This is a genomic window from Achromobacter sp. B7, from assembly GCF_003600685.1.
In the GTDB taxonomy this organism is placed as follows: Bacteria; Pseudomonadota; Gammaproteobacteria; order Burkholderiales; family Burkholderiaceae_B; genus Achromobacter; species Achromobacter spanius_B.
This window is the reverse complement of sequence record NZ_CP032084.1, coordinates 3,906,231-3,931,505: the sequence shown is the minus strand read 5'-3', so window position 1 is coordinate 3,931,505 and position 25,275 is coordinate 3,906,231. Positions and strand designations below refer to the sequence as shown.

Below are 25,275 nucleotides of genomic sequence, written 5' to 3'. Positions count from 1 at the left end.
CAATCCCACCTGACACGGGAGGACCTATGAGTCTCGGTTCCTTTATTCGCAAGCAGTTCATCGACATCCTGCAATGGAACGAAGATCGCGACGGCGTGCTCGCCTGGCGCCATCCGATGCAGGACTTTGAAATTCAGTACGGCGCCAGCCTGACGGTGCGTGAATCGCAGATGGCGGTGTTCGTCAATGAAGGCAAGGTGGCCGATGTGTTCGGCCCCGGCATGTACAAGCTGACGACGCAGACGCTGCCGATCCTGACGTACCTGAAGAACTGGGACAAGCTGTTCGAGTCGCCCTTCAAGTCGGACGTGATCTTTTTCAGCACGCGCCTGCAACTGGGCCGGCGTTGGGGCACGGCGCAGCCGGTGACGCTGCGCGACAGCGAATTCGGCATGGTGCGGCTGCGCGCGTTCGGCGTGTATTCGTACCAGATTTCGGACCCGGCCAAGTTCTATCGCGAAATCAGCGGCACGCGCGACGAATACACGGTCGACGACCTGGAATTGCAGCTGCGCAACATGGTGGTGGCTGCCATGACGACGGCGCTGGGCGGCTCCAAGGTGCCGTTCCTGGATATCGCCGGCAACCAGGGCTTGATGTCGCAAAGCATCAGCGAGGCGCTGGCGCCGGTGTTCGACCGTTATGGCGTCAAGCTGGACAACTTCACCGTTGAAAACGTGTCGCTGCCCGAAGAGCTGCAAAAGGCGCTGGACACGCGTATTTCCATGGGCATGGCGGGGGACCTGGGCAAGTTCACCCAGTACCAGACGGCCACGTCGATTCCGCTGGCCGCGCAGAACGAAGGCGGCATCGCCGGCATCGGCGCGGGCCTGGCGGCCGGCGCGGCGCTGGGGCAGACGATGGCTGCGGGCTTGGGCGTGGGGCAAGCCGGACAAGCCGGGCAGCCTGCGCAACCCGCACAGCCGGCTCAGCCGGCGCCGGCAGCCGCCGGCGCCGACCCGGTCGCGCGCTTGCAACAGCTGAAAGACCTGCTGGATAAAGGGCTGATCACCGCCGCCGATTACGACACGGCCAAGGCCGAAGTGCTGAAGAAACTTACCAGCTAAGGTCCCATGCAGCAGGTTCTGTGTCCGCAGTGCGGCGCCCCGGTCAAGTTCACGTCCACCGCTTCCGTCATGGCAGTCTGCGGCGCATGCCGCAGCACCTTGCTCAAAGATGCCGACTCGGTCAAGCGCATCGGCGAAATGGCCGACGTGCTGGAAGATTATTCGCCCCTGTGCCTGGGCGCGGCGGGCAAGGCCGACGGCAAGCGGTTCGACGTGATCGGCCGCATCCAGCTGCGCTATGACGACGGCTTCTGGAACGAGTGGTACGTGTGGTTCGACGATGGCGCCGATGGCTGGCTGTCGGACGCGTCGGGCCAGTACGCGCTGACCCGGCGGCGCGGCGTCAAGTCGGTACAGGGCATGCCCGCGTTTGCGGACATCGCGCCGGGCGATGAGCTCAAACTGGACGGACAGCGGTTCATCGCCTCGGACGTGCGCCGGGCGCGGGCCAGTGGCGCGCAGGGCGAATTGCCCTTCGTGCCAGGCGACGGCTGGGACGCCAAGGTGGCTGATTTCCGCAGCCTGGACGCGTTCCTCACGCTGGATTTTTCAGACGGCCCCGAACCCGAGGTGTACATCGGCAAGGCCTTCGACCTGTCCGCCATGCAGGCGGCCACGTTGCGCAGCGACGAACAAGTGCAAGAGACGGCCGGCCGTTATCGCGGCCAGATCAAGGCGCTGGACTGCCCCAACTGCGGGGCGCCGATCAGCTTCGTGGCGGCGATGGCGACGACCGTGGTGTGCCCGTCATGCGCGGCGACCGTCGACTGTTCCGGGCCCACCGCCGAAGTCATCGAGAAGGCGCGCAAGGTCAAGTCCATCAAGACCACCTTGTCGCTGGGCGCGGTGGCCAAGATCGACGGCGCCAGCTACACCCTGATCGGGCTGATGAAATGCGCCGACCGCGATCCCGAAGAGCCGTCCGACTGGATCGAATACCTGCTGTTCAATCCGGCCAAGGGCTTTATCTGGCTGGTGGAAACGGACGAGGGCTGGGAACGCGTGCAGGTGTGCGACACCTGGCCCAGCCCGAACAACGCCAGCAGCGTGCGCTGGCGTTCGAAGCTGTACCAGAAGCTGTACGACTACACCTCGCAGGTCGAGATGCCGCTGGGCGCGTTCAACTGGCGCGTCAAGGCGGGCGACACCACGCACATCACCGACTACAAGGCCGGCACGCTCAAGCTCACGCGCGAACGCAGCGAATCGGAATTGGGCTGGTCGGCATCGTCGCCCGTGGCCCCGGCGCAGTTGGCGCAGTGGTTCGACGACCCCAAGCTGGCCGCGCAAAAAGCGCTGCCGAGGGGAGGCAACAGTGGCGGCTATGGCAAATGGGCCTGGATCGCGACGATCGGCATGGTGTTCTTGAATTTGAGCAATATCCTGGGCGGCCGCTTTATCCCGATCCTGATCGGGCTGGCGTTCTTGTGGTTACCCGCCAAGATGGCGGACAAGCTTTCCGAAGGGGACGACTAGGACCATGGGCAAGTTTATCTATGGCGTGTATGCCCTGGTGGTCGTCCTGGCGGCCACGGGCTTCAATTCCCCCGGCGTGCGCATGGTGGGTGGCGGCGGGGGTAGCAGCAGCAGTTGGGGCAGCAGTTCATCCGGCAGTTCGGGCTGGTCTTCGGGCGGGTCGCACAAGTGACCGTGCATGATTGCGCCGGCCGTCATGTGCTGGCCGACTTTCGCGGGGTGCCGGCCCATCGCCTGACCGACGCCGTGGCCCTGGAAGCGCAGCTGATCGCGGCGGCGCGGGCCGCCGGCGCGCACGTGCTGAGCGCGCATTTCCATCTTTTCGGTGAAGGCTCCGGCGTGACCGGCGTGGTCATGCTGAGCGAATCGCACATCAGCATTCATTCCTGGCCCGAGCACGGGTTCGCGGCGCTGGACATCTTCATGTGCGGCGCGGCGCAGCCCGAGTTGGCGCTGGCCAGCCTGCGCGACGCGCTGGCGCCCGCCTCGGTCAACGTGACGACGGTCGCGCGGGGCTGATCCCGCTTTTTCCCTGGATTTGATCTGGCGCAGGACGCGCGGGATGGCAAATTGACGGGCGTTATATACCTCTATATATTTCGTTACCGACGGGGCCCTGTTATCGACCCCATTTCCAAGGAAGACCATGTCTTGCAAACGTCCGATGCTGGCGCTGACGCTGGCGATTTCCGCGCTGTGGGGGGCAGGCGCCCAGGCCGCCGATCTGGTCGTGTCCGCCGCGGCCAGCCTGACCAACGCGTTCAAGGACGTGGCGCAAGGCTATGAAAAGGAACACCCCGGCACCCATGTCGTGCTGAACTTCGGCGCGTCCGACGTGCTGTTGCAGCAGATCGTGAAGGGCGCTCCCGCCGATGTGTTCGCGTCAGCGGACCAAAAGGCGATGGACAAGGCGGTGGAGGAAAAGGCCGTGCGACGCGATTCGCGCGTGGACTTCGCCGCCAACCAGATCGTGCTGATCGTGCCGGCGGACAGCAAGGCCAACATCACGTTGCTGAACGACCTGACGCGCGCGGACGTCAAGCGCATTGCCTACGGCAACCCGGCGTCGGTGCCGGTGGGGCGCTACACGCAGGGCGCGCTGGAAGCGGCCGGCTTGTGGACCGCCGTGCAGGCCAAGAGCGTGCTGGCGCAGAACGTGCGGCAAAGCCTGGACTATGTCTCGCGCGGCGAGGTCGATGCCGGCTTCGTGTTCGCCACGGACGCCGCCATCATGCCCGACAAGGTCAAGGTGGCGCTGCGCGTGCCGTCGCAAACGCCCGTCACCTATCCCATTGCGGTGACCGCGCGCGAGGCCGCGGCCCAGGAAGCCCAGCGTTTCGTGGCCTATGTGCTGTCGCCCGCCGGGCAGGCCATCCTGGCGCGCTACGGCTTTCAACAGCCCTGAGCCTGGGTGATGGCGGCCGCCGATGACTGATCCCGTCTGGGTCCCGCTGCTGCTGTCGCTGAAGGTGGCGGGCTGGGCCACGCTGCTGGCGACGCTGGCCGGCACCGCCGCGGCCTATGGGCTGTCGCGCTGGCGCTGGCCGGGGCGCGATGTGCTGGACGCGCTGCTGACCTTGCCGCTGGTGCTGCCTCCCACCGTGCTGGGCTATTACCTGCTGGTATTGCTGGGCCGTCGCGGCATCATCGGCGAAACGCTGGCCAAGTGGAATATCGAACTGGTCTTCACCTGGCAGGGCGCGGTGATTGCCGCGTCCATCGTGGCGTTTCCGCTGGTGTTCAAGTCGGCGCGGGCGGCGTTCGACAACGTGGACGCGCAACTTGAAAACGCGGCCCGGGTGTTGGGCGTGGGCGAAATCGGCGTGTTTTTCCGCGTGACGCTTCCCTTGGCGGCGCGCAGCATCCTGGCCGGCGTGCTGCTGGCTTTTGCCCGTGCCCTGGGCGAATTCGGCGCCACGCTGATGATCGCGGGCAATCTGCCGGGCCGTACCCAGACGCTGTCGGTGGCCATCTACGAAGCGGTGCAGGCGGGCGATGACCGTACCGCCAACCTATTGGTGCTGGTCACGTCCATCACCTGCGTGGTGGTGCTGGTGGTGGCGGGCAAGCTGGTGCCCAAGGGTGCCCGGGCGCGCGACGGAGGCAGCCGATGAGCGTCAGCATCCAGGTGCAAAAACGCATGGTGTCGGGCGACCGGCATTTTGAGCTGGACGCCGCCTTCACGTCGTCGTCCAAGCGCATTGCCCTGTTCGGGCCATCGGGCGCGGGCAAGAGCCTGACGCTGCGCGCCGTGGCGGGGCTGCTGCGTCCGGATGCCGGGCGCATCGAGATCAATGGGCGCGTGCTGTTCGATGCGCAGGCGGGCGTGTGCCTGCCCGCCCGTTCGAGGCGGGTGGCGTATCTGTTCCAGGACTACGCGCTGTTTCCGCATCTGACGGTGGCGCAGAACATCGCGTTCGGGCTGCGGCGCGGCTGGCGCAATCCGCCCCGGCGCCAAGTGCTGCCCGAGGCGCGGCGCTGGGTGGATGCGTTCGAACTGGGCGCCATCGTCGGCAGCTATCCCGGCGAGATCTCCGGCGGGCAGAAGCAGCGCGTGGCGCTGGCTCGGGCGCTGATGCTGCAACCGGACATCCTGCTGCTGGACGAACCCTTTTCAGCGCTGGATTCGCAACTGCGCGGCCGCATGCGCCAGGAATTGAATGCCTTGCAGCGTCAACTGGATGTGCCGATGCTGCTGATCACGCACGACCCCGCCGATGTCGACGCGCTGGCCGACGAGGTCTTCGAAGTGCGCGACGGCAGGGTGGGCCGCCGCCGGGATGACGTGGGCGTGTAGGCGGAGTGCGGGGAAAGGCGCAGGGAATGGCGCAGGGATTGGGGCAGGGAATGGCGCAGCGAATGGCGCAGGAACAATGCAGGGCGGAGTGGACCGCGCTTCAGTCCAGCACGCCCAGGATCACGCTGGAAGCCTTGAAGATGGCCACGGCCGGCGCGCCCGTTTCCAGCCCAAGCTCTTGCGCGCTGTCGTTGGTCACGATGGCCACCAGCGTGGCGCCGCCTTCCATGCCGATCAGTATTTCGCTGTTGACCGCGCCGGGGCGGATAGCCGTGATGTGGCCTTGCAGCTGGTTGCGCGCCGATAGCCGCAAGCCGGGGCCCGGCGCGCCCACGATGACGGTCGACGCCTTCACCAGCGCAATCGCTTCCTTGCCCGGCGCCAGGCCAAGTTCAGCGGTGCTGTCGCGGGTGATGGTGGCGGTGATGAGGTGGCCGCCCGCGATGCGCAGCTGCACTTCGTCGTTCACGGCGCCGGTGCGGATATCGGTCACCGTGCCCAGGAACTTGTTGCGTGCGCTGGTCTTCAACATGAAGCGCCTCATCAGGTCGATGTCGCCGCTGGCGTCCAGGCCGGCGCGCGTCAGGTTGTCCATGAACTTCTGGTGTTCGGCCTCGAGCGCGCGAAACGTCATGATGAGGCGGCGCGCGCGGTCGGTCAGTTGCGTACCGCCACCGCCTTTGCCGCCCGCCGCCCGCAGCACCAGGGGTTCGCCCGCCAGGTTGTTCATGGCGTCGATGGCGTCCCAGGCGCCCTTGTAGCTCATGCCCACGGCGCGCGCGGCGGCCGTGATCGAGCCGGTGGCGTCGATTTGCGCCAGCAGGTCTATGCGGTTTTTTCCGCCCCAGGTCTGGGCGCCGGAACGAAACCAGATCGAGCCGTCAAGTTCCAACATGGGCAGGGGGTACGGTTCAGGGGTTGGGCCGGGGTCAAGGTCAAAAGCGAGCCAAGAGTGTAATGGACGATGTCCAAACTACGTGGCCCGACCTGGCGGCCGATCAGCCGCGACAGGGCAGAAGCCGGCACGTGATGCGAATGAGATTCTGTTGAAAGTTTACGGGCTTCGCGGCACTATGGCGTGGCCCAGTGCTCTTGGAGACATCGACATGAAAGCGATTCAAGCGGTGAAATGGTTGGCGGCGGGTTCCGTGACTGGCTTGCTCGCGGCTTGCGCCTCGGGGCCAACGATCAAAGGCGATTACGATCATCAAGCCAATTTCGCGCAGTATCAGACCTTCGGTTTCATGAGCCCCCTGGGCACCGACAAAGCCGGCTACAGCAGCCTGCTGACCGAGCGCCTGAAGGACGCCACGCGCGGCCAGATGGAAATGCGGGGCTACACCTACACCCCGTCCAATCCCGACCTTCTGGTCAACTTCAGCGCCAAGCTCCAGCAAAAAACCCAAGTCACGCCCGCGGCGCCGCCCATGGGCCCGTACTATGGCTATCGCTCCGGCTTTTACGGCGGTTGGCCCGGCTACGGCTGGGGCGACGACGTGTACCAATACACCGAAGGCACGCTGAACATCGACCTGGTGGACGCGCGCCGCAAGCAATTGGTGTGGGAGGGCGTGGCCGTGGGCGAAGTGCAGAATCCCGACAGCGCCAACACGCCGCAGAACGTGGACAAGGCCGTGGCGCAGATCTTCGCCAAGTATCCGTTCCGCGCCGGCGTGGCCGCGCCGCAGTTGCCGGACAAAAGCAAACCCTGACCCGAGGTAGCCGCATGACCGCTCGTCGCAACGCCCCATCCCAAGACACCGGCGATACGCCACCCTACGAAACCGTCGCGCTGGTGTTGCAAGGGGGCGGGGCGCTGGGGTCCTATCAGGCAGGCGTCTACCAGGGCTTGCACGAGGCGGGCATCCGGCCCAACTGGATATCCGGCATTTCCATCGGGTCGATCAACGCGGCCATCATCGCGGGCTCTCGCGAAGACGAGCGGGTGGATCGCCTGCGCGGTTTCTGGGAAGCCATCTGCCGGCCTGCCGGCTTTGCCTCTGTGCCCTGGGGCGACACGCTGGCGGGCATGTTCGAAGGCATCCCCTTTGGCTTCGGGTCGCCTGCCATGAACGGCCAGCTGTCTGCCTTCCAGGCGCTGTTCTCGGGCCAGCCCGGTTTTTTCAAACCGCGTTTTCCGCCGCCTTACTGGGCCAGCGGCCGGGGCGCGGCGTCCACCAGTTTCTACGACACCACGCCGCTGGCCGCCACGTTGCGCCAGTTCGTGGACTTTGACGTGCTTAACAGTGGGGCCGTGCGCGCCAGCTTCGGCGTGGTCAATGTGCAGTCGGGCAACTTCGCTTATTTCGACAGCCTGAAAGACACGCTGCGGCCCGAGCACATCATGGCGTCCGGCGCCTTGCCACCGGGCTTTCCGTCGGTGGAAATCGATGGCGAACACTATTGGGATGGCGGTGTCGTGTCCAACACGCCGCTGGCGCAGGTGCTGACCACCGACAACATGCGCGACACACTGGCCTTCCAGGTAGACCTGTGGCCCGCGCGGGGGGCGCTGCCGACGTCGCTGGAAGAGGTGGCCGAACGGCAGAAAGACATCCAGTATTCCAGCCGCACGCGCCTGGTCACCGACCAGCTGCGGCGCGTGCTGAAGTTGCGCCACGGATTGCAGCGCTTGCTTGAGCGCATGCCCGAGTCCGAGCGCAATGCCCCGGATCTGGCCGACATCCGCAAGCTGTCGCATACGCCGGCCACCAACATCATCAACCTGATCTACGAATCCAAGCATCGGGAACGCTATTCCAAGGACTATGAATTCGGCACCGAGGCCATGCGCGAACACTGGGAATCCGGCTTGGCGGATATCCGCCAGACGCTAGCCAAGCCAGGCATTCTGGCCCGTCCGACCGAAGACAGTTGCTTCGTGACGCACGATATCCACCGCAACGGCAAGCACCCTTCATAAGCATTTGCATAGGACTGGTCTGATATTCAGGCCAAACCCGTATCAAGAGCGCGTCATCAGGCCGTAACGCCGGTAGTCTCCCAGAACCACCAGCAACCCAGTTCCGGGAGCCGGCCGCGCCGCCGTTGGCCAAGCCGCCCCGGTGGAGACATGTGATGACTGCTTTCGATGCTCTTGCCCCCCATGGTCCGCAACCGCCGGATGCCGCCCGACTGCCCCACGCCGACGAGCCGACGTTCTCAAGCGGCGATCAGGTCGACGGTTGGTGGAGCCTGCTTTACCGAGGGTGGACGTTGTTGGCACCCAGCGGCGCGCGTATCGACTTGACCGAAATCGAACGTGCGTGCTTTTTGTGCCTGCTGCGCAACCCCAATCGCGAACTGCTGCGCCAAGAGCTGATGGCCACGCGCGCCAGCACCAATCTGCGCACGTTGAATGTGGCAATTTGCCGACTGCGCAGCAAAGTGCTGCGCGCGGGAATCCGCTTGCCGCTGCATACTGTGCACGGCGTGGGCTATGTATTCCTGGGCAATCTCCGAGAGCTTTCCACTCTCTGAGGCTGTTGCGCAATGTCTCTCCCGCGCATCGTTTGAGCGGCTGAAAATACGTGTAATCCCCAATAACTGAGTTACATTATTGGGCTATTCACGTGCCATGACTGACGTTAGGCATTATCTGATCGCTTTGTTGGTTCGGTTCACTACGCTACGCGGGGGTTTCAATGCGGTTTTCGCCTAAACGTGTTTCAGGTCTGGCAGTTTCCGGTGGCATCCTCGCGCTGATATTGGCCGGGTGCGGCGAGAAGCCCCAGATGAACCCTGGCATGCCTCAAGTCAGCGTCATCACCGTACAGCCGGAGCGCGCGCCCATCGTCTCCGAACTGCCCGGCCGCGTGGATGCCGTGCGCGACGCCCAGATCCGCTCGCGCGTGACCGGCATCGTGCAGAAGATCACCTTCGAGCAAGGTGGCGACGTCAAGGAAAACCAACTGCTGTTCAAGATCGATCCGGCGCCGTACAAGGCCGCCTACGATCAGGCGACGGCGCAGCTGAAGCAGGCACAGGCGAATCTGTTCAGCGCCAAGCTGCTGGCCGACCGCTACGCGCCGCTGGTCAAGGCCAACGCCGTCAGCAAGCAGGAATACGACAACGCGGTGGCCTCGTTCCGCCAGGCCGACGCCGCGGTCGCCGCCGCCAAGGCCGCGCAGGACAACGCCAAGATCAACCTGGGTTACACCGACGTCACCTCGCCCATCACGGGCCGCATCGGCAAGCCGCTGGTGACCGAGGGCGCGCTGGTGGAATCCACGTCGGCCACGCAGATGGCCACCGTGCAGCAGCTGGACCCGGTCTACGTGGACTTCACCCAGTCCACCGCCGAACTGGCCACGCTGCGCCGCGCGTTTGCCAGCGGCCAGTTGCAGCAGGTGGGTAAAGACACCGCGCGCGCCACGGTCGTGCTGGAAGACGGTTCGGAATACCAGCACGCCGGCAAGCTGCTGTTCACCGGCATCACCGTGGACCCGTCCACGGGCCAGGTGAACCTGCGCGCCGAAGTGCCCAACCCCGACGGCATCCTGTTGCCCGGCATGTACGTGCGGGTGCGGCTGGAGCAGGGCGTTGACGACAAGGCGCTGGTCGTGCCGCAGCAGGCGCTGCAACGCACCGCAGACGGCTCGCAAAGCCTGATGCTGGTCAAGGACAACAAGATTCAGCAGTTGCCCGTCACGACCGGCGGCGCCATCAAGAACAACTGGCTGATCACCAGCGGCCTGAAGGCCGGCGACGTGGTCGTGGTTGAAGGCTTTCAGAAGATCCGTCCAGGGGCGCCCGTGCAGGTCAGCCAATGGACCAAGAACGGGGCCGCCGCCAAAGACGGCCAGGCGCCGGCGCAGCCCGGCGCCAAGCCGGCCGCACCGGCCGATCCGTCCAAGCCCGCCGAGCCCGCAACGCAGGACAAGGCCGCAGGCCAGAAATCTTAAGCGGCACGCGGCGCACAGGCGCCGCGTTCCCCTTTGGTGAGCATCGCTTTCAGAGTCAGCCCACATGCCGCAATTTTTCATTGATCGACCAATTTTTGCCTGGGTAGTTGCCCTGTTCATTTTGCTGGCCGGGGTGTTGGCCATCCCGAACATGCCAGTGGCGCAGTACCCGGACGTGGCCCCGCCGGCCATCACCATCACCGCCACGTACCCGGGCGCGTCCGCCAAGGAAGTGGCGGAATCAGTCACCAGCATCATCGAAGACAAGCTCAACGGTGCCAAGGGCCTGATCTACTACGAGTCGGTCAGCGATTCGTACGGCACCGCCACCATCACCGCCACCTTCGCCCCGGGCACCAACCCCGACCTGGCGCAGGTTGACGTGCAAAACCGCGTATCGAACGTGATCGCGCAGTTGCCGTCGGCCGTGCAGCAGCAGGGCCTGCAATACGAGCAGACCAGTACCGGCTTCCTGATGATCGTGACGCTGTCGTCCAACGACGGCTCGCTGGATCAGACGGCGCTGGCCGACTACATCACGCGCAACGTGCAGAACCCGGTGTCGCGGGTGGCCGGCGTGGGCCAGTTCCAGCTGTTCGCCGCGCCGCGCGCCATGCGTATCTGGGTGGACCCCAACAAGCTGGTGGGCTTCAACCTGAGCATGAACGACGTCAATCAGGCGATTGCCGCGCAGAACGTGCTGATCTCCGGTGGCAGCATCGGGTCGCCGCCCAACCCGGAATCGCAACGCATCACGGCCACCGTCACGGCCAACGGGCAGCTGAGCACGGTGGAAGGCTTCGGCAAGATCGTGCTGCGCGCCAATACCGATGGCTCCAAGGTGCTGCTGCGTGACGTCGCGCGCGTGGAAGTGGGCGCCGACAACTACCAGTTCGGTGCCCGCCTGAACGGCAAGCCCACGGCGGCCTTCGCCATTGTGCTGTCGCCGGACGCCAACGCGCTGGCCACGGCCCAGGGCGTGCGCCAGCAGATGGAAGAGCTGTCCAAGTACTTCCCGGGCAACATCCAGTACGCCATCCCCTACGACACCGCGCCTTACGTCAAGGTGTCGATCGAGCAGGTGCTGCATACCCTGGTCGAAGCCATGGTGCTGGTGTTCCTGGTGATGTACCTGTTCCTGCAGAACGTGCGCTACACGCTGATTCCGGCGCTGGTGGTGCCGGTGGCCATGCTGGGCTCGTTCGCGGTGATGCTGGGGCTGGGTTTTTCCATCAACGTATTGACGATGTTCGCGATGGTGCTTGCCATCGGGATTCTGGTGGACGACGCCATTGTGGTGGTCGAAAACGTTGAACGCATCATGGCCACCGAAGGCCTGCCGCCCAAGGAAGCCACCAAGAAAGCCATGCCGCAGATCAGTGGCGCCATCATCGGCATCACGCTGGTGCTGGTCACGGTGTTCCTGCCGCTGGCCTTCATGAGCGGGTCCGTGGGCGTGATCTACCGGCAGTTCTCGGTGGCCATGGCCGTGTCGATCTTCTTCTCGGCCTTGCTGGCGCTGACCTTCACGCCGGCCTTGTGCGCCACCATTCTCAAGCCGGTGCCCAAGGGCCACCACAACGAGAAGAAGGGCTTTTTCGGCTGGTTCAACCGCAAGTTCGACGCCACCACGCACGGCTATCAGAACTGGGTGTCGCGCATTCTGCACAAGGGCGGCCGCATGATGCTGGCCTTCCTGGTGCTGGTGTTGCTGCTGGGCTGGTTGTACCTGCGCCTGCCGTCCTCGTTCCTGCCCGAAGAAGACCAGGGCTACGTGATCAGCAACATCGAGCTGCCCACGGGCGCCAGCGCCAACCGCACGGTTGAAGTGATCGAACAGGTCGAGGAATATTTCCGCAATGTCCCGGCCGTTGAAAACATCATCACCGTGCAGGGCTACAGCTTTAACGGTAACGGGCTGAACGCCGCTATCGCGTTCACCACCTTGAAAGACTTCAAGGACCGCAAGGACAAGCAGGACTCCGCGGGCGCCATCGCGTTCAATGCCTTCCAGAAGCAGTTGATGGGCATCCACGATGCGCAGGTGTTCACGTTGGTGCCGCCGGCTATTTCGTCGTTGGGTAACGCCACCGGCTTCGACCTGCGCTTGCAGGATCGTGGGTCGGGTGGGTCCGAGGCCCTGGCCGCGGCCACCGGCCAGCTGATGGGCATGGCAATGAAGAGCCCGGTGCTGTCGCAGGTGCGCATCACCGGTCTGGCGGCCGGTACGCAGCTGACGCTGAACGTTGACCGCGACAAGGCCGCGGCCTTGGGCGTGGACTTCAACGAAGCGGCGTCGCTGATCTCGACGGCGGTGGGTTCGGCTTACCTCAGCAAGTTCCCCAACATGGGCCGGATGCAGAACATCTGGGTCCAGGCGGACGCGCCGTATCGCATGCAACTGTCCGACGTGTTGCAACTGAACGCGCGCAACGCCCAGGGCGGCATGGTGCCGCTGTCCACCTTCGTGTCGGCCGAGTGGGTGCAAGGGCCGGTGCAGGTGGTGCGCTACAACAGCTACGAATCCATGCGTATCGGCGGCAGCGCCGCGCCGGGTTACACCACCGGCCAGGCCATGGAAGAAATGCAGAACCTGGTCGCGCAACTGCCGCAAGGCTTCGGCTACGAATGGACGGGCCTGTCCTACCAGGAACGGCAAGCGGGCAACCAGGCGCCGATCCTGATGGGCCTGTCGCTGTTGATCGTGTTCCTGGTGTTGGCCGCGCTGTATGAAAGCTGGGCCATCCCGCTGTCGGTCATGCTGGTGGTGCCGCTGGGCATGCTGGGCGCCGTAGCGCTGGTCAGCGCGCTGGGCATGTCCAACGACGTGTACTTCCAGGTGGGCATGGTGACCGTGATCGGCTTGGCGGCCAAGAACGCCATTCTGATCGTGGAGTTCGCCAAGGACCAGTACGCGCGGGGCATGGGGCTGTACGAATCCGCCGTGGAAGCGGCCCGATTGCGGTTCCGGCCCATTCTGATGACGTCGCTGGCGTTCATCCTGGGCGTGGTGCCGCTGGCCATGGCCACCGGCGCGGGCGCCGCCAGCCAGCGCGCGGTCGGCTTGGGCGTGCTGGGCGGCATGTTGGCCGCCACGCCGTTCGCCGTGATCTTCGTGCCGACCTTCTTCGTGGTGGTGCTGGGTCTGTTCAAGACCCGCCCGCGCCTGTTGGGCGCCGAATTGAAGGCCTGGGAAGAAGAACAGGCCGCCAAGAAGGCAGCCGGCGACTCCCCCGACGCAGACGCGGGATACACCCCCGTTCAACCCAATGGTGGCCCGGAGGGCAAGGCATGAAAGCCCTGATGATCAAGCAATCCGCCTTGTCCGCCTTCGTGGCGGTGGCGTTGGCCGGCTGCTCGCTGGCGCCCGACTACCAGCGTCCCGACGCCCCGGTCACGGGCGCCTGGCCCGATCAGCCCAAGGTGCAATACGGCGGCTACAACAATCCCACGTCGTTGGGCACGCAGCCGGCCTCGGCCGTTGTGCCCGAGGCCGGCACGCCGGCCGCCGACCTGGGCTGGCGCGAATTCTTCCGCGATCCTCGCCTGCAAAGCCTGATTTCGCTAGCGCTGGTCAATAACCGCGACCTGCGCGTGGCCGTACAGCGCGTGGAAGAAGCGCGCGCCCAATACGGCGTTCAACGCGGGGCGCAATGGCCCAGCATCGGCGCCGGCATCCAGGGCCAGCGCCAGCATCTGCCGGCCAACATGCGTGCGGGCGGGCCGGATTCCAGTTCGATTTCCAGCTCGTACCAGGCCGGTATCGGGCTGACCACCTTCGAAATCGATCTGTTCGGCCGTTTGCGCAATCTGTCCGAAGCGGCGTATCAGCAGTACCTGTCGACCGAGCAGGCGCAGAAAACCGTACAGATCACGCTGGTCGGCTCCGTCGCGCAGTCGTATTTCAACTATCGCGCGGCCGAAGTCCAGCTGGATTTGACGCAACGCACGCTGGCCTCGCGCCAGGAATCCTATGACCTGGTCAAGCGCCGTTTCGACGGCGGCGTGGCCTCGGAACTGGATCTGAACCAGTCCAAGTCCTTGCTGGACACGGCGTCGTCCGACCTGGCGCAACTGGCGCGTGCCCGTGCGCAGGCCTTGAACGCCCTGGTGCTGCTGGTGGGCGCGCCGCTGCCCGCCGACCTGCCGCCGGCCGCGCCGTTTGGCCGCGACCAGTTGCTGGCCACGGTGCCGTCCGGCCTGCCGTCCGATCTGCTGGAACGTCGCCCCGACATCCTGGCCGCCGAAAACCAGCTGCTATCGGCCAACGCCAACATCGGCGCAGCGCGCGCCGCATTCTTCCCGACCATTTCGTTAACGGGGCTGTTGGGCGTTGCCAGCCCGTCGCTGGGCGATCTGTTCAAGGGCGGGCAGGGCTACTGGAGTTTCTCGCCGTCCATCACCACGCCGCTGTTCGCGGGCGGCAGCATCCGCGAAGGGCTGAATTTGGCCAAGGCGCGCGACAATATCGCCGTGGCGCAGTACGAGCAGACCATCCAGCAGGCGTTCCGGGAAGTGTCAGACGCGCTGGCGGGCGAAGCCACGTACGGGGCGCAGCTGGACGCGCAGCGCGCGTTGCAGGAATCGTCCTCGCGCACGCTTGAACTGTCGAATTTGCGCTATACCAATGGCATCGACAGCTACCTGCAAGTGCAGACCGCGCAGGTGGACTTCTTCAATGCCCAGCTTTCGCTGGTGCAAACCGGTTTGGCCGCGCTGATCAACCGTGTCGAGCTCTACAAGGCGTTGGGCGGCGGCTGGGAAGAAACCACGAAAGAACCGACCAAAGTGACGACGACCGCTCAATGATAGAACTTGGTGTAAATATCGATCACGTTGCCACGTTGCGGCAACAACGCCATACGGTATACCCGGACCCGGTGGCCGCCGCGCTGCGCGCCGAAGACGCCGGCGCCGACCTCATCACGCTGCATCTGCGTGAAGACCGGCGCCATATCCAGGATGCGGACGTCTACGCCATCCGTCCGCAGCTGCGCACGCGCATGAACCTGGAATGCGCAATTACCGCCGAAATGCTGGAGATTGCCTGCGCCGTCAAACCCAACGACGTCTGCCTGGTGCCTGAAAAGCGCACCGAACTGACCACCGAAGGTGGTCTGGAAGTGGCCGGCGCCATGGGCGCGGTGACGGATGCGGTGGGCTTGCTGACCCAGGCCGGCATCCGGGTGTCGTTGTTCATCGACGCAGACCCGGTGCAGATCGCGGCGGCGGCCAAGGCCGGCGCCACGGTGATCGAACTGCACACGGGCGCCTACGCCGAAGCCGAAGGGGAAGCCCGCGCGGCAGAATTGCAACGCATCCGCGTGGCGGTCACCGAAGGCTTGCGCCATGGCCTGCGCGTGAACGCCGGCCACGGCCTGCACCTGGGCAACGTCGCCCCGGTGGCGGCCATCGACGGTATTTCCGAACTGAACATTGGCCACGCCATCGTGGCGCAGGCGGTGTTCGATGGCTGGGAAAAGGCCGTGCGCGATATGAAGGCGGTGATGGTGCAAGCCCGGCTCAAGGCCCTGCGCGGCCTGTGATCGCAGGCCGGATCGCAGGGATACGCACGACGCTTGCCCCGCCGCTGTTTTTGCCGCTGTTTTTGCCGTTTTTGGTTGACGCCCATGTCTGAATCCCCCAAAGCCCCGTTGCCCGCAGGCGCCATTGCCGGCATCGGCATGGACTTGTTGCGCATCGACCGCATCGAACGCGCGCTGGAACGGCACGGCGACCGCTTTGCCGAAAAAATCCTGGGCGCCGAGGAATTGCTGAAATTCCACGCGCGCCGCGCCCGCGACCCGGTGCGCGGCATCCGCTTTCTGGCCACCCGCTTTGCCGCCAAGGAAGCGTTTTCCAAGGCGATCGGGCTGGGCATGCGCATGCCCATGACCTGGCGACGCGTGCAGACCTTGAACGCGCCGGGCGGGCGCCCGGTGCTGGTCATCGCCCCTGAATTGCTGGACTGGTATGGCCAGCGCTTCGGCGCCGCGCACGTATCCATTACCGACGAATCCGACATGGCCGCCGCCTACGTGGTGGTCGAACGCAAGCCGTAGGCGCGAGCCCGGCCCCGGCTTGCGCCGAGGCCCCGCGCCCGCCGCTTGCCCCACAGATATAAGGACAGCCTCATGGCCAAGAAAAAATCCAAGGTGGTCCTGCCTCCCGGCCCCGTGATGGTCGACGTGGCGGGCACCTCGCTTACCAAAGAAGAAAAGACGCGTCTGCGCCATCCGCTGGTGGGCGGCGTGATTCTGTTCGCCCGCAACTTCGAAAGCCGCAAGCAGCTGACCCGCCTGACGCGCCAGATCCACAAGGCCCGCAAGGAACCGCTGCTGATCCTGGTTGACCACGAGGGGGGCCGCGTGCAGCGCTTCCGCGAAGACGGCTTCACCGTCTTGCCCGCCATGCGCGACCTGGGCACGCTATGGGACCGCGACCCCTTGCAGGCCATGCGCCTGGCCACGGAAGCCGGCTATGTGCTGGCCGCCGAGCTGCGCGCCTGCGGCGTGGACATGAGCTTCACCCCCGTGCTGGACCTGGACTACGGCGTCAGCAAGGTGATCGGCAACCGCGCCTTCCATTCGGACCCGCGCGTGGTCACGATGCTGTCGCGCGCCCTGATCCAGGGCCTGTCGCTGGCCGGCATGTCCGCCTGCGGCAAGCATTTCCCAGGGCATGGTTATGTGCAAGCCGATTCGCACCACGAGATCCCCGTGGACCCGCGCAAGCTGGACGACATCCTCAATGACGACGCCGCCCCGTACGCGTGGCTGGGCGACGCCGTGCTGCCGTCCGTGATGCCCGCGCACGTGATCTACCCCAAGGTCGACAAGCACCCGGCCGGCTTTTCCAAAAAGTGGGTGCAGGACATCCTGCGCAAGCGCCTGGGCTATGACGGCGTGGTCTTCTCGGACGACCTGACGATGGAAGGCGCCTCGGTCGCAGGTGATATCCTGGCCCGTGCCAACGCCGCGCTCAACGCTGGTTGCGACATGGTGTTGGTGTGCAACCGCCCGGACCTGGCCGACGACCTGCTGTCGCGACTGACGTTCGAGCATGCGCCCGAATCGGTCGAACGCATCCGCCGCCTGATGCCGCGTTTTGATGCGCCCGACTGGGATACCTTGCAGGCCGAAAGCCGTTATCAGAATGCCCGACGACTTCAATCTCAAATCGTTCCTGGCTGACCTGCCGCATCTGCCGGGTGTCTACCGACACCTGGATGCGGCCGGTGAAGTCATGTATGTCGGCAAGGCGCGCGACCTGAAAAAGCGCGTCTCGTCGTATTTCCAGAAGAACCTGGCCAGCCCGCGCATCGCCCAGATGGTGGCGAAGGTGGCGCGGCTGGAGGTCACGGTGACGCGCTCGGAAGCCGAAGCGCTGATCCTGGAAAACAACCTCATCAAGAGCCTGAAGCCGCGTTACAACATCCTGTTTCGCGACGACAAGTCCTACCCGTACCTGCTGATCACCGGCCACGAATGGCCGCGCATTGCCTACTACCGGGGCGCGACGAACAAGCGCGGCCAGTACTTCGGGCCGTTCCCCAACGCCTGGGCCGTGCGCGAAACCATCCAGATCCTGCAAAAGGTGTTCCGCCTGCGCACCTGTGAAGACACCGTCTTCGCCAACCGCTCGCGGCCCTGTCTGCTGCATCAGATCGGGCGCTGTTCGGCGCCTTGCGTAGGCGCGATCGACGCCGAGGAATACCAGCGCGACGTGCAGCGCGCCGTGCGCTTTCTGAACGGCGAGGCCAAAGACGTCATGGGCGAAATCGAAACGCGCATGCAGCAGGCAGCGGGCGAGCTGCGCTTTGAAGAAGCCGCCGCCTTGCGCGACCAGATGGGATCGCTGGCGCGCGTGCTGCATCAGCAGACCATGGAAAACACCAGCGGCGAAGACACCGACATCATTGCGGTGGCCGTGGCGGGCGGCAAGGTCTGCGTGAACCTGGCGATGGTGCGCGGCGGCCGCCACCTGGGCGACAAGCCGTTCTTTCCGACGCACGCCGAAGGCGAGGCCGCGCCGCAGGTGCTGGAGGCCTTCATCGCCCAGCACTACACCGACAACGCCATGCCGCCCGTGCTGGTCTGTTCGCACGCCTTGCCCGACCCGGAACTGATCAACCTGCTGATCGAGCAGGCCGGTGGGCGCCCGTCGCGCATGCTGACGCGGCCCCAGGGCGCGCGGCGATCCTGGCTGGAACAGGCGGGCAAGAATGCCGAGATGGCCCTGGCGCGCGCACTGACCGAATCTGGCGCTCGCGCCGGTCGCACACTGGCGCTGGCCGAGGCGCTGGACCTGGACACCGACGAGGCCGCGCTGGATGCGCTGCGCATTGAATGTTTCGACATCAGCCATACGGCGGGCGAGGCCACCCAGGCGTCCTGCGTGGTGTTCGAACACCACGACATGCAGCCGTCGCTATACCGCCGTTACAACATTGCGGGCATCACCCCGGGTGACGATTACGCGGCGATGCGCCAGGTGCTGACGCGCCGGTTCGCCAAGGTGGCCGACGGCGAAGCCCCGATGCCCGGGCTGGTGCTGATCGACGGCGGCAAGGGCCAGGTCGAAGTGGCGCGCAAGGTGTTCGCGGAATTGGGGCTGGATATCCAGACGCTGGTAGGCGTGGCCAAGGGGGAAGGGCGCAAGGTCGGCCTGGAAACCCTGGTGTTTGCCGACGAGCGCCCGCCCGTGGCGCTGGGCGGTGAGTCCGCCGCGCTGATGCTGATCGCCCAGGTGCGCGACGAGGCGCACCGCTTTGCCATTACCGGCATGCGCGCGCGCCGCGCCAAGACGCGCAACGTGTCGCGGCTGGAAGAGATCGAGGGCGTGGGCGCCCGGCGGCGGCAGCGACTGCTGGCCCGGTTTGGCGGGTTTTCGGGGGTGGCGTCCGCCAGCATCGAGGACCTGGCGTCGGTGGACGGGATTTCGCAGGACCTGGCGGAACGCATCTACGAGGCGCTGCGTGGGTAGGGGCGCCCAACCCACGGCCATCCCACGGCCAACCCACCGCGCCGATACAGCCAGCGTCATCCGGCTGATGTAGCATACGGACACTATGCCAATTAACGTACCCATTATCCTGACATGGCTGCGCATCGCCATGATTCCGCTGGTGGTCGGGCTGTTCTACCTGCCCGAGAGCTGGATGTCGGTTCCCACCCGCGACTCTTTTGCGGCGTGGGCGTTCATCATCGCGGCACTGACCGATTGGTTTGACGGCTGGCTGGCCCGGCGCTGGAACCAGACCTCGGCGTTCGGCGCCTTCCTGGACCCCGTCGCGGACAAGCTGATGGTGTGCGCCGCGCTGATCGTGCTGCTGGACCTGAGCCGTGTCGACGCGTTTATCTCGCTGATCATCATCGGCCGCGAAATCACCATTTCGGCCCTGCGTGAATGGATGGCGAAAATTGGCGCCAGCGCCAGCGTTGCGGTGCACCGGCTGGGCAAATTCAAGACGGCTGCGCAGATGGTGGCAATTCCGTGCCTGCTGTACAACCAGCCGATCTACGGCATGAATACCAAGCTGCTGGGCGATGTACTGATCATCGTTGCGGCGGTGCTGACCGTCTGGTCGATGCTGTACTACCTGCAACGCGCCTGGCCCGCCATCCGCGAAAAGGCGCTGTAGGCGTTGGCAGGCGTTGTTTACGGCGGGTTGGCCATATCGGCCATATCGGCCGTATGTGCTGTATGCGCCCGGTCCACCGGGCAGTATCCTGAATTTCAAATCGGCGGCCCGGCTCGCGACAGGACGGCCGCCGACATAGAGAAAGAGCGATGGCCGGCACGATCCGGCCCGGCCCAGCCGCCGCATTCGCCATGAACACGACGTCCGGGTTCCCCGGCCGTTGCCGGAGACAACCCGCGCATGGCTTCGCCGCCTGCGCCACGCGCCGCTGCCGCGGCTTTTTGCAATGACCACCGCCACCCATATCCTTCCATCAGAAGCCGACGTTCGCCGGCGCGACTGGAAAACCATGTTGCTGATCGGCGTTGCGCACGCCGCCTCGCACTTCTTCCAACTGGTGTTGCCGCTGCTGAACGTGTCGCTGGCCACGGCCTTCGGCCTGGACTTCGCGCGCGTCGGCGCGCTGGTGGCCACGTTCTACGTCGTGTCGGGCGTGGGGCAGGCGTCGTCCGGCTTTGTCGTGGACCGCATCGGCGCACGGCCCGTGCTGTGGTTCGGCCTGGCGTGCTTTGTGCTGTCGGGCGTGTTGATCGGGTCGGCCAACGGCTACCCGATGTTGATGGCGGCGGCTATCGTCGGCGGTATCGGTAATTCCGTTTTCCACCCGGCCGATTACTCCATCATCAACCACCGCATCACGGCGTCGCGGCTGGGCCACGCGTTTTCGGCGCATGGGCTGACCGGCAACCTGGGCTGGGCCCTGACCCCGGTTTTCATGACCACGATCATCCTGCTGGCCGACTGGCGCGTGGCGGCCTACAGCGCCGCCGGGTTGGTGGCGGTGGTGCTGCTGTTGACCGTGCTGGGCGGCCACTTGCTGGGCGGCCCGTTGCCGCTAAGCGCCGACGTCATGGGCGACGACACCGGCAATACCAACACGGCGGCCTCCCCGGCCAAGGCCGCGGCCGCGCAGGCGCCCAAACCGCAAGAAGGCGTGCTGGCCACCTTGGCCACGTTGCTGTCCAAGCCGGCGCTGTGGGGCGCGTTCCTGTTCTTCGCCTGCACGTCGATTGCCTTGTCATCGGTGCAGAACTACACGATTCCGTTGCTGGATCAGCTGTATGGCTTGTCCAACGTGGTGGCCAGCTCGGCTCTGTCCGGCTACATGGTGGCCTCGGCCGTGGGCATGGCGGCGGGCGGCTTCCTGGTATCGGCCAACCCGCGCACCGAGCGCACCGTGATGGTTGCGCTGCTCTTGGCGGGCTTGACGCTGGTGGTGCTGGCGCTGGGCTGGGTGCCCGCCGCCCTGGCCGCGCCGGTGGTGGGCCTGGCCGGCTTCTGCTCGGGCGTGGCCGCGCCGTCCCGCGACATGTTGATCCGCCGTGTAACGCCCAAGGGCTCGACCGGTTCGGTCTATGGGCTGGTGTATTCGGGCATGGACGTCGGGTCGGCGCTGGGGCCGCTGGCCTTCGGCATTTTGCTGGATGCCGGTTTCCGCCAGGGCCCGTGGGTGGGCGCGGGCGTGGCGTTCACGGCGGCGGCGCTGCTGGCGCAATGGATCGCGGTGCAGGCGCGCCGCGCCGATCCCGTCATGGCGGGGGCGGCGGTCGCCCGGCCCTGAGCCGGCGCCACCGCTTTCAAGCCGAGGCCGTCATTACGCCGGCCTTTCTTGCAGCGCCGCGTGCAGCCCGGTATCGCCGCGCGGCTTGCCCGGCCCCAGCAGCAGCAAGCCGATCAGCCCGATGAAGACGCAAAACGCCACGTAGTACACCGGTACCATCAGGTCACCCGTACGTTGGATCAACGCGGTGTTGATAAAAGGCGCCAGGCCGCCGAACAGCATCACGGCCAGGTTGTACGACAGGGATACGCCCGTGGACCGCAGGTTCACCGGCAAGATCTCGGTCATCAGCGCGGGCGTCGGCCCCCACATCACGCCCATGCACGCCGCCGCCGCCAACTGCGCTTGCAGCAGGGTGGCGAACGACGGCTCTTGCAGCACGCGCGCCATCATGATCCAGGTGACGACGCCAAAGGCGAACGTGGCCGGCAGCATCAGGGCGCGGCGCGACAGGCGGTCGGACAGCGCGCCGGACAGCGGGCACAACACCAGCAGCAACACGGCGGCCAAGGCGCTGCTTAGCTGCGCGTCGCCCATCGTCAGGCCCAGCTCCGTGACGGCAAACAGGGGCAGGTATAGCAGCATGACGTAATTGGACGCCGTGCCCGTGACCACAATGCAGAACGACCCGGTCAGTTCGCGCGGATAGCGCGAGAACAGCGTGCGCAGCGTGGTCTGCGTGGGCTTGACGCGCTGATCCTGAAACTTGCGGAATTCGGGCGTTTCGTCCACCTGCGTGCGCAGGTAATAGCCGATGGGCCCGATCAGGATGCCGAACAGGAACGGCACGCGCCAACCCCAGCTTTCCAGGTCTGCGGTCGACAGGTTGGACGACAGCAGATAGACCACGCCCGCGCCGGCCGAGAACGCCAGCGCCTGCGAGCACATCTGAAAGCTGCCGTACAGGCCGCGCCGGTTGGGCGGCGCAAACTCCACCAGCATGGCGCTGGCGCTGGCATATTCGCCGCCCACCGAAAAGCCCTGGATCAGGCGCGCCACCAGCATCAGCACGCTGGCGGCCATGCCGATGGACGCGTAGGTGGGCAGCACGCCGATCATGGCGGTGCCGCCCGCCATCATCAGGATCATCAGCGACAGCGCACGCCGGCGTCCGTGGCGGTCGGCGTACATGCCCAGCACCAGCCCGCCGATGGGTCGCACCGCAAAGGCCACGCCAAAGGTCGCCAGCCCCAGCAGCAGCGACGTCGCGTTGTCGCCCGTGGGGAAGTACAGCCGTGATATCACGGCGGCAAACATGCCGTAGATGGCGAAATCGAACCATTCGAAGGCGTTGCCCAGCACCGACGCAATGACCACGCGGCGGCGCATGGCGGCGGAAACTTGATAAGCGGGGGAAGACGGAGGCGTCATCACGGACTCCTGCAAGCGCCGTACAGGCGTAAGGGAACACGGGCGCGCCGCAGCGGCGCGTCCGTGGATGGAAAAGCTAAGGGAAACAGCCAGGGAAAAGGGCGGATCAGCCCAGGCGGTCGCGCACGATCTCAACGAAGACGGCCGCGCCCGTGGGCAGGATGTCGTCGTCGAAGTCGTATTCCGGGTGATGGCAGAAGTGGCCGTCCTGGCCTACGAAGAAGTAGGCGCCCGGACATTCCTGGAGCAGATACGCGAAATCTTCTCCCGCCATCAACGGGGTGATGCGGTCATCGACCAGGTCGGCGCCGACGACGCGCGTGGCGGCCGCCGTGACGGTGGCCGCCGGCCCGGGCGCGTTGATGGTCGGGGGGCAGCCCATGCCGAATTCGACGTCGATGCGGGTGGCGTTGGCAACCCCAAGCCCCTCGCACATTTCACGCACCCGGCGCAGGGCTGTTTCGCGGGCGGCGAGGCTCATGGTGCGGATCGTGCCGCGCAGCTCGATCAGGTCGGGGATGACGTTGGGCGCAGTGCCGCCGTTCATCATGCCGACGCTGACCACGCCCGATTCCAGAGGGTCCAGCGCGCGGCTGACAACGGTTTGCAGCATGCCCACCAACTGGCAGGCGATGACGACCGGGTCATTGCCCTGTTGCGGCATGCCGCCGTGGCAGCCCACGCCATGCACGCGGATGACAAAACCGTCACAAGCTGCCAGCAATGCGCCTTCGCGCACGGCCACGCGGCCCTTGCCGACCATGGGGTTGTTGTGCAGGCCGTAGATTTCGTCGCACGGAAAGCGCTTGAAGAGTCCATCGGCCATCATCGCGACGCCGCCGGCCAGGGTTTCCTCGGCGGGCTGGAAGATGAAGTTGATGGTGCCGGCAAAGTCCCGGTTTTGCGACAGGTGCTGCGCCACGGCCAGCAGCGTGGCGGTGTGGCCGTCGTGGCCGCAGCCATGGAACGTGCCTTCATGGGTGGAACGGTAGGGCAGCGTGGTTTTTTCCTGCATGGGCAGCGCGTCCATGTCGGCGCGCAGGCCGATGCGGCGCTTGCCCGGCCGTTCGCCCTGCAACACGGCCACCACGCCTGTGCCGCCGATGCCGGCATGCACGTCCAGACCCCATTGCCGCAGCTTGGCCGCGACGAGCTCGGCGGTGCGGTGTTCCTGGAAACTCAACTCGGGGTGCGCATGCAGGTCTTGCCTCCATTGCGCGTACTCGGGTTGACGCTCGACAAACCAATCTCGCACTTGCATTGCCGCCTCCTTGGGGGAGTGAAATGTCTAAGGTTCGGATGTGGCGGCGAGCCGGTCGGCCCGCCCTGATGCCGTGCGAACCATAAACGAAAACGGTGGCGGGCAGTGCGTATGTAACTAAGCGTGAGAACGGGCAAGCCGCGGCGCGCGCCAGGCGGCGCGCCGCGTCGGCTTTATTGGCGAACGGTGCGCACGTCGGCCGGGGGCGCGGCTTCGAAGTTGCTGCGCCAGGGGTTGATGTCCAGCCCACCACGGCGCGTGTAGCGCGCGTACACGGTCAGCTGTTCGGGGGCGCAGGCCTGCATGATGTCGCTGAAGATGCGCTCGACGCAGTGTTCGTGAAATTCGGCGTGCTGGCGGAAAGACACCACATAGCGCAGCAGCGATTCCCGGTCGATGGGCGCGCCCCGGTAGCGGATCTGCACGCTGGCCCAATCCGGCTGGCCCGTCACGGGGCAGTTGGACTTCAACAGCCGCGATGCCAGCGTTTCCTGGACCACGTTGCCCGGCCGCGTGCGCAGCACTTGCGGCGCCGGCTCGTAGGTGTCGATCTCGATATCCAGCTTGTCGATATAGATGCCGTCCATCTCGCCCATCTGCAATTCGGAAAAGCGCTGGGGCAGGAAGAAGTCCAGGCCCACCGGCGCGCCGGCCGCGGCGCTCAGGTCGCGTTCCAGCCGCCCACGCAGCGCGGCGGAATTGACCAGCCGCGTCTGGTTGAACGAATTCAGATAGAGCTTGAATGACTTGGATTCGATGATGTTGGGGCTGTCGGCCGGCACCGAGAACGTGGCCATTGCCACGCGCGGCTTGCCCTTGGCGTCCAGCCAGGACAGCTCGTAGGCGTTCCAGAGATCAACGCCCGTAAAGGGCAGGTTGCCGGCGGTCAGGTTCAGCGCCGCGCGGTTGTGCGACCGCGCGATGGGGAACAGCAGCGAGGGATCGTATTGCGAGGCGTAGGCCACGCTCTGGCCCAGGGGGCCGTGCGACAGGGTCATGGCAAATCAGGAATAGCTGGGGAATAGCGGCATTGTAGGCGCTGCAAAAAAGGCCGTTTTTCCGCATTGTGAAATGTAAGTCTCGTGATGTGAAAGTTCCTGCTGCTACGCAACCAAAGCGCATTTCATAGATGACA

At 65.5% G+C, this 25,275-nt stretch carries 23 protein-coding genes; 19 read left to right on the top strand and 4 right to left on the bottom strand.

Going from position 1 to position 25,275, the window contains the following annotated elements; all coding sequences use genetic code 11:
- The first annotated feature begins 26 nt into the window (after positions 1-26).
- The 7 genes from DVB37_RS17710 to DVB37_RS17685 all read left to right on the top strand — a co-directional run bounded on the left by DVB37_RS17710 (position 27) and on the right by DVB37_RS17685 (position 5,340).
- Positions 27-1,067: an SPFH domain-containing protein gene (locus DVB37_RS17710; RefSeq protein WP_046805428.1), complete on the top strand. Its 1,041-nt coding sequence runs from the start codon at positions 27-29 to the stop codon at positions 1,065-1,067.
- A gap of 6 nt (positions 1,068-1,073) precedes the next feature.
- A complete protein-coding gene (locus DVB37_RS17705; protein ID WP_120156337.1) occupies positions 1,074-2,543 on the top strand; it encodes a DUF4178 domain-containing protein in 1,470 nt (489 codons plus the stop codon).
- 4 nt (positions 2,544-2,547) lie between these two features.
- A complete protein-coding gene (locus DVB37_RS28400; RefSeq protein WP_162941240.1) occupies positions 2,548-2,715 on the top strand; it encodes a hypothetical protein in 168 nt (55 codons plus the stop codon).
- Positions 2,712-3,062 (top strand): adenosylmethionine decarboxylase, encoded by a 351-nt coding sequence (gene speD / locus DVB37_RS17700; RefSeq protein WP_046805426.1) that lies wholly within the window; start codon positions 2,712-2,714, stop codon positions 3,060-3,062. The genes DVB37_RS28400 and speD overlap by 4 nt, the downstream gene beginning before the upstream one ends.
- A gap of 127 nt (positions 3,063-3,189) precedes the next feature.
- Complete coding sequence (gene modA, locus DVB37_RS17695; protein WP_120156336.1) at positions 3,190-3,948, top strand: molybdate ABC transporter substrate-binding protein; 759 nt, start codon at positions 3,190-3,192, stop codon at positions 3,946-3,948.
- Positions 3,949-3,970: 22 nt separating this feature from the next.
- A complete protein-coding gene (gene modB / locus DVB37_RS17690; protein ID WP_046805424.1) occupies positions 3,971-4,657 on the top strand; it encodes a molybdate ABC transporter permease subunit in 687 nt (228 codons plus the stop codon).
- Positions 4,654-5,340 (top strand): ATP-binding cassette domain-containing protein, encoded by a 687-nt coding sequence (locus DVB37_RS17685; protein ID WP_120156335.1) that lies wholly within the window; start codon positions 4,654-4,656, stop codon positions 5,338-5,340. Before modB ends, DVB37_RS17685 begins: the two co-directional genes overlap by 4 nt.
- Before the next feature lie 100 nt (positions 5,341-5,440).
- Here the strand turns inward: DVB37_RS17685 and DVB37_RS17680 are convergent, their stop codons facing one another.
- Complete coding sequence (locus DVB37_RS17680) at positions 5,441-6,235, bottom strand: TOBE domain-containing protein (RefSeq protein ID WP_104144308.1); 795 nt, start codon at positions 6,233-6,235, stop codon at positions 5,441-5,443.
- 220 nt (positions 6,236-6,455) lie between these two features.
- Between DVB37_RS17680 and DVB37_RS17675 the strand changes: the two genes are divergently transcribed.
- The 12 genes from DVB37_RS17675 to DVB37_RS17620 all read left to right on the top strand — a co-directional run bounded on the left by DVB37_RS17675 (position 6,456) and on the right by DVB37_RS17620 (position 21,508).
- A complete protein-coding gene (locus DVB37_RS17675) occupies positions 6,456-7,052 on the top strand; it encodes a DUF4136 domain-containing protein (protein ID WP_370512764.1) in 597 nt (198 codons plus the stop codon).
- Between the two features lie 14 nt (positions 7,053-7,066).
- Positions 7,067-8,263, top strand: coding sequence for a patatin-like phospholipase family protein (locus DVB37_RS17670; protein ID WP_046805420.1), 1,197 nt, complete (start codon positions 7,067-7,069; stop codon positions 8,261-8,263).
- Between the two features lie 155 nt (positions 8,264-8,418).
- Positions 8,419-8,820 (top strand): winged helix-turn-helix domain-containing protein, encoded by a 402-nt coding sequence (locus tag DVB37_RS17665; protein ID WP_120156334.1) that lies wholly within the window; start codon positions 8,419-8,421, stop codon positions 8,818-8,820.
- Positions 8,821-8,984: 164 nt separating this feature from the next.
- Complete coding sequence (locus tag DVB37_RS17660) at positions 8,985-10,244, top strand: efflux RND transporter periplasmic adaptor subunit (protein WP_046805418.1); 1,260 nt, start codon at positions 8,985-8,987, stop codon at positions 10,242-10,244.
- A 64-nt stretch (positions 10,245-10,308) separates the two neighbouring features.
- On the top strand, positions 10,309-13,539 hold the full coding sequence (locus tag DVB37_RS17655) for an efflux RND transporter permease subunit (RefSeq protein WP_046805417.1): 3,231 nt from the start codon (positions 10,309-10,311) through the stop codon (positions 13,537-13,539).
- Positions 13,536-15,053 (top strand): efflux transporter outer membrane subunit, encoded by a 1,518-nt coding sequence (locus tag DVB37_RS17650; protein ID WP_046805416.1) that lies wholly within the window; start codon positions 13,536-13,538, stop codon positions 15,051-15,053. The genes DVB37_RS17655 and DVB37_RS17650 overlap by 4 nt, the downstream gene beginning before the upstream one ends.
- Positions 15,050-15,790, top strand: a complete 741-nt coding sequence (locus DVB37_RS17645; RefSeq protein WP_046805415.1) for a pyridoxine 5'-phosphate synthase — start codon at positions 15,050-15,052, stop codon at positions 15,788-15,790. The genes DVB37_RS17650 and DVB37_RS17645 overlap by 4 nt, the downstream gene beginning before the upstream one ends.
- Positions 15,791-15,874: 84 nt before the next feature.
- A complete protein-coding gene (gene acpS / locus DVB37_RS17640) occupies positions 15,875-16,306 on the top strand; it encodes a holo-ACP synthase (protein ID WP_046805459.1) in 432 nt (143 codons plus the stop codon).
- A 72-nt stretch (positions 16,307-16,378) separates the two neighbouring features.
- Complete coding sequence (gene nagZ / locus DVB37_RS17635; RefSeq protein WP_104144311.1) at positions 16,379-17,437, top strand: beta-N-acetylhexosaminidase; 1,059 nt, start codon at positions 16,379-16,381, stop codon at positions 17,435-17,437.
- A complete protein-coding gene (uvrC, locus tag DVB37_RS17630; RefSeq protein WP_046805413.1) occupies positions 17,400-19,229 on the top strand; it encodes an excinuclease ABC subunit UvrC in 1,830 nt (609 codons plus the stop codon). Before nagZ ends, uvrC begins: the two co-directional genes overlap by 38 nt.
- Positions 19,230-19,314: 85 nt before the next feature.
- Positions 19,315-19,887: a CDP-diacylglycerol--glycerol-3-phosphate 3-phosphatidyltransferase gene (gene pgsA, locus DVB37_RS17625; RefSeq protein WP_046805412.1), complete on the top strand. Its 573-nt coding sequence runs from the start codon at positions 19,315-19,317 to the stop codon at positions 19,885-19,887.
- 286 nt (positions 19,888-20,173) lie between these two features.
- Entirely contained in the window at positions 20,174-21,508 is a 1,335-nt protein-coding gene (locus DVB37_RS17620; RefSeq protein ID WP_120157546.1) for an MFS transporter, read from the top strand.
- Positions 21,509-21,541: 33 nt separating this feature from the next.
- On the opposite strand, the gene DVB37_RS17615 is transcribed toward DVB37_RS17620, so the two are convergent.
- From DVB37_RS17615 to queF, 3 genes are all read right to left on the bottom strand, one after another.
- Positions 21,542-22,879, bottom strand: a complete 1,338-nt coding sequence (locus DVB37_RS17615; protein ID WP_052946036.1) for an MFS transporter — start codon at positions 22,877-22,879, stop codon at positions 21,542-21,544.
- Between the two features lie 106 nt (positions 22,880-22,985).
- On the bottom strand, positions 22,986-24,140 hold the full coding sequence (locus DVB37_RS17610) for a M20 aminoacylase family protein (RefSeq protein ID WP_046805411.1): 1,155 nt from the start codon (positions 24,138-24,140) through the stop codon (positions 22,986-22,988).
- Positions 24,141-24,313: 173 nt separating this feature from the next.
- Entirely contained in the window at positions 24,314-25,138 is an 825-nt protein-coding gene (gene queF / locus DVB37_RS17605) for an NADPH-dependent 7-cyano-7-deazaguanine reductase QueF (RefSeq protein WP_120156333.1), read from the bottom strand.
- Positions 25,139-25,275 lie beyond the last annotated feature (137 nt).

Excerpts from the sequence above, each read along its gene's own strand:
- DVB37_RS17710 (WP_046805428.1), top strand. The coding sequence starts at position 27 with ATGAGTCTCGGTTCCTTTATTCGCAAGCAGTTCATCGACATCCTGCAA.
- DVB37_RS17705 (WP_120156337.1), top strand. The coding sequence starts at position 1,074 with ATGCAGCAGGTTCTGTGTCCGCAGTGCGGCGCCCCGGTCAAGTTCACG.
- DVB37_RS28400 (WP_162941240.1), top strand. The coding sequence starts at position 2,548 with ATGGGCAAGTTTATCTATGGCGTGTATGCCCTGGTGGTCGTCCTGGCG.
- modA (WP_120156336.1), top strand. The coding sequence starts at position 3,190 with ATGTCTTGCAAACGTCCGATGCTGGCGCTGACGCTGGCGATTTCCGCG.
- modB (WP_046805424.1), top strand. The coding sequence starts at position 3,971 with ATGACTGATCCCGTCTGGGTCCCGCTGCTGCTGTCGCTGAAGGTGGCG.
- DVB37_RS17685 (WP_120156335.1), top strand. The coding sequence starts at position 4,654 with ATGAGCGTCAGCATCCAGGTGCAAAAACGCATGGTGTCGGGCGACCGG.
- DVB37_RS17680 (WP_104144308.1), bottom strand. The coding sequence starts at position 6,235 with ATGTTGGAACTTGACGGCTCGATCTGGTTTCGTTCCGGCGCCCAGACC.
- DVB37_RS17670 (WP_046805420.1), top strand. The coding sequence starts at position 7,067 with ATGACCGCTCGTCGCAACGCCCCATCCCAAGACACCGGCGATACGCCA.
- DVB37_RS17665 (WP_120156334.1), top strand. The coding sequence starts at position 8,419 with ATGACTGCTTTCGATGCTCTTGCCCCCCATGGTCCGCAACCGCCGGAT.
- DVB37_RS17660 (WP_046805418.1), top strand. The coding sequence starts at position 8,985 with ATGCGGTTTTCGCCTAAACGTGTTTCAGGTCTGGCAGTTTCCGGTGGC.
- DVB37_RS17655 (WP_046805417.1), top strand. The coding sequence starts at position 10,309 with ATGCCGCAATTTTTCATTGATCGACCAATTTTTGCCTGGGTAGTTGCC.
- DVB37_RS17650 (WP_046805416.1), top strand. The coding sequence starts at position 13,536 with ATGAAAGCCCTGATGATCAAGCAATCCGCCTTGTCCGCCTTCGTGGCG.
- DVB37_RS17645 (WP_046805415.1), top strand. The coding sequence starts at position 15,050 with ATGATAGAACTTGGTGTAAATATCGATCACGTTGCCACGTTGCGGCAA.
- acpS (WP_046805459.1), top strand. The coding sequence starts at position 15,875 with ATGTCTGAATCCCCCAAAGCCCCGTTGCCCGCAGGCGCCATTGCCGGC.
- nagZ (WP_104144311.1), top strand. The coding sequence starts at position 16,379 with ATGGCCAAGAAAAAATCCAAGGTGGTCCTGCCTCCCGGCCCCGTGATG.
- uvrC (WP_046805413.1), top strand. The coding sequence starts at position 17,400 with ATGCCCGACGACTTCAATCTCAAATCGTTCCTGGCTGACCTGCCGCAT.
- pgsA (WP_046805412.1), top strand. The coding sequence starts at position 19,315 with ATGCCAATTAACGTACCCATTATCCTGACATGGCTGCGCATCGCCATG.
- DVB37_RS17620 (WP_120157546.1), top strand. The coding sequence starts at position 20,174 with ATGACCACCGCCACCCATATCCTTCCATCAGAAGCCGACGTTCGCCGG.
- DVB37_RS17615 (WP_052946036.1), bottom strand. The coding sequence starts at position 22,879 with ATGACGCCTCCGTCTTCCCCCGCTTATCAAGTTTCCGCCGCCATGCGC.
- DVB37_RS17610 (WP_046805411.1), bottom strand. The coding sequence starts at position 24,140 with ATGCAAGTGCGAGATTGGTTTGTCGAGCGTCAACCCGAGTACGCGCAA.
- queF (WP_120156333.1), bottom strand. The coding sequence starts at position 25,138 with ATGACCCTGTCGCACGGCCCCCTGGGCCAGAGCGTGGCCTACGCCTCG.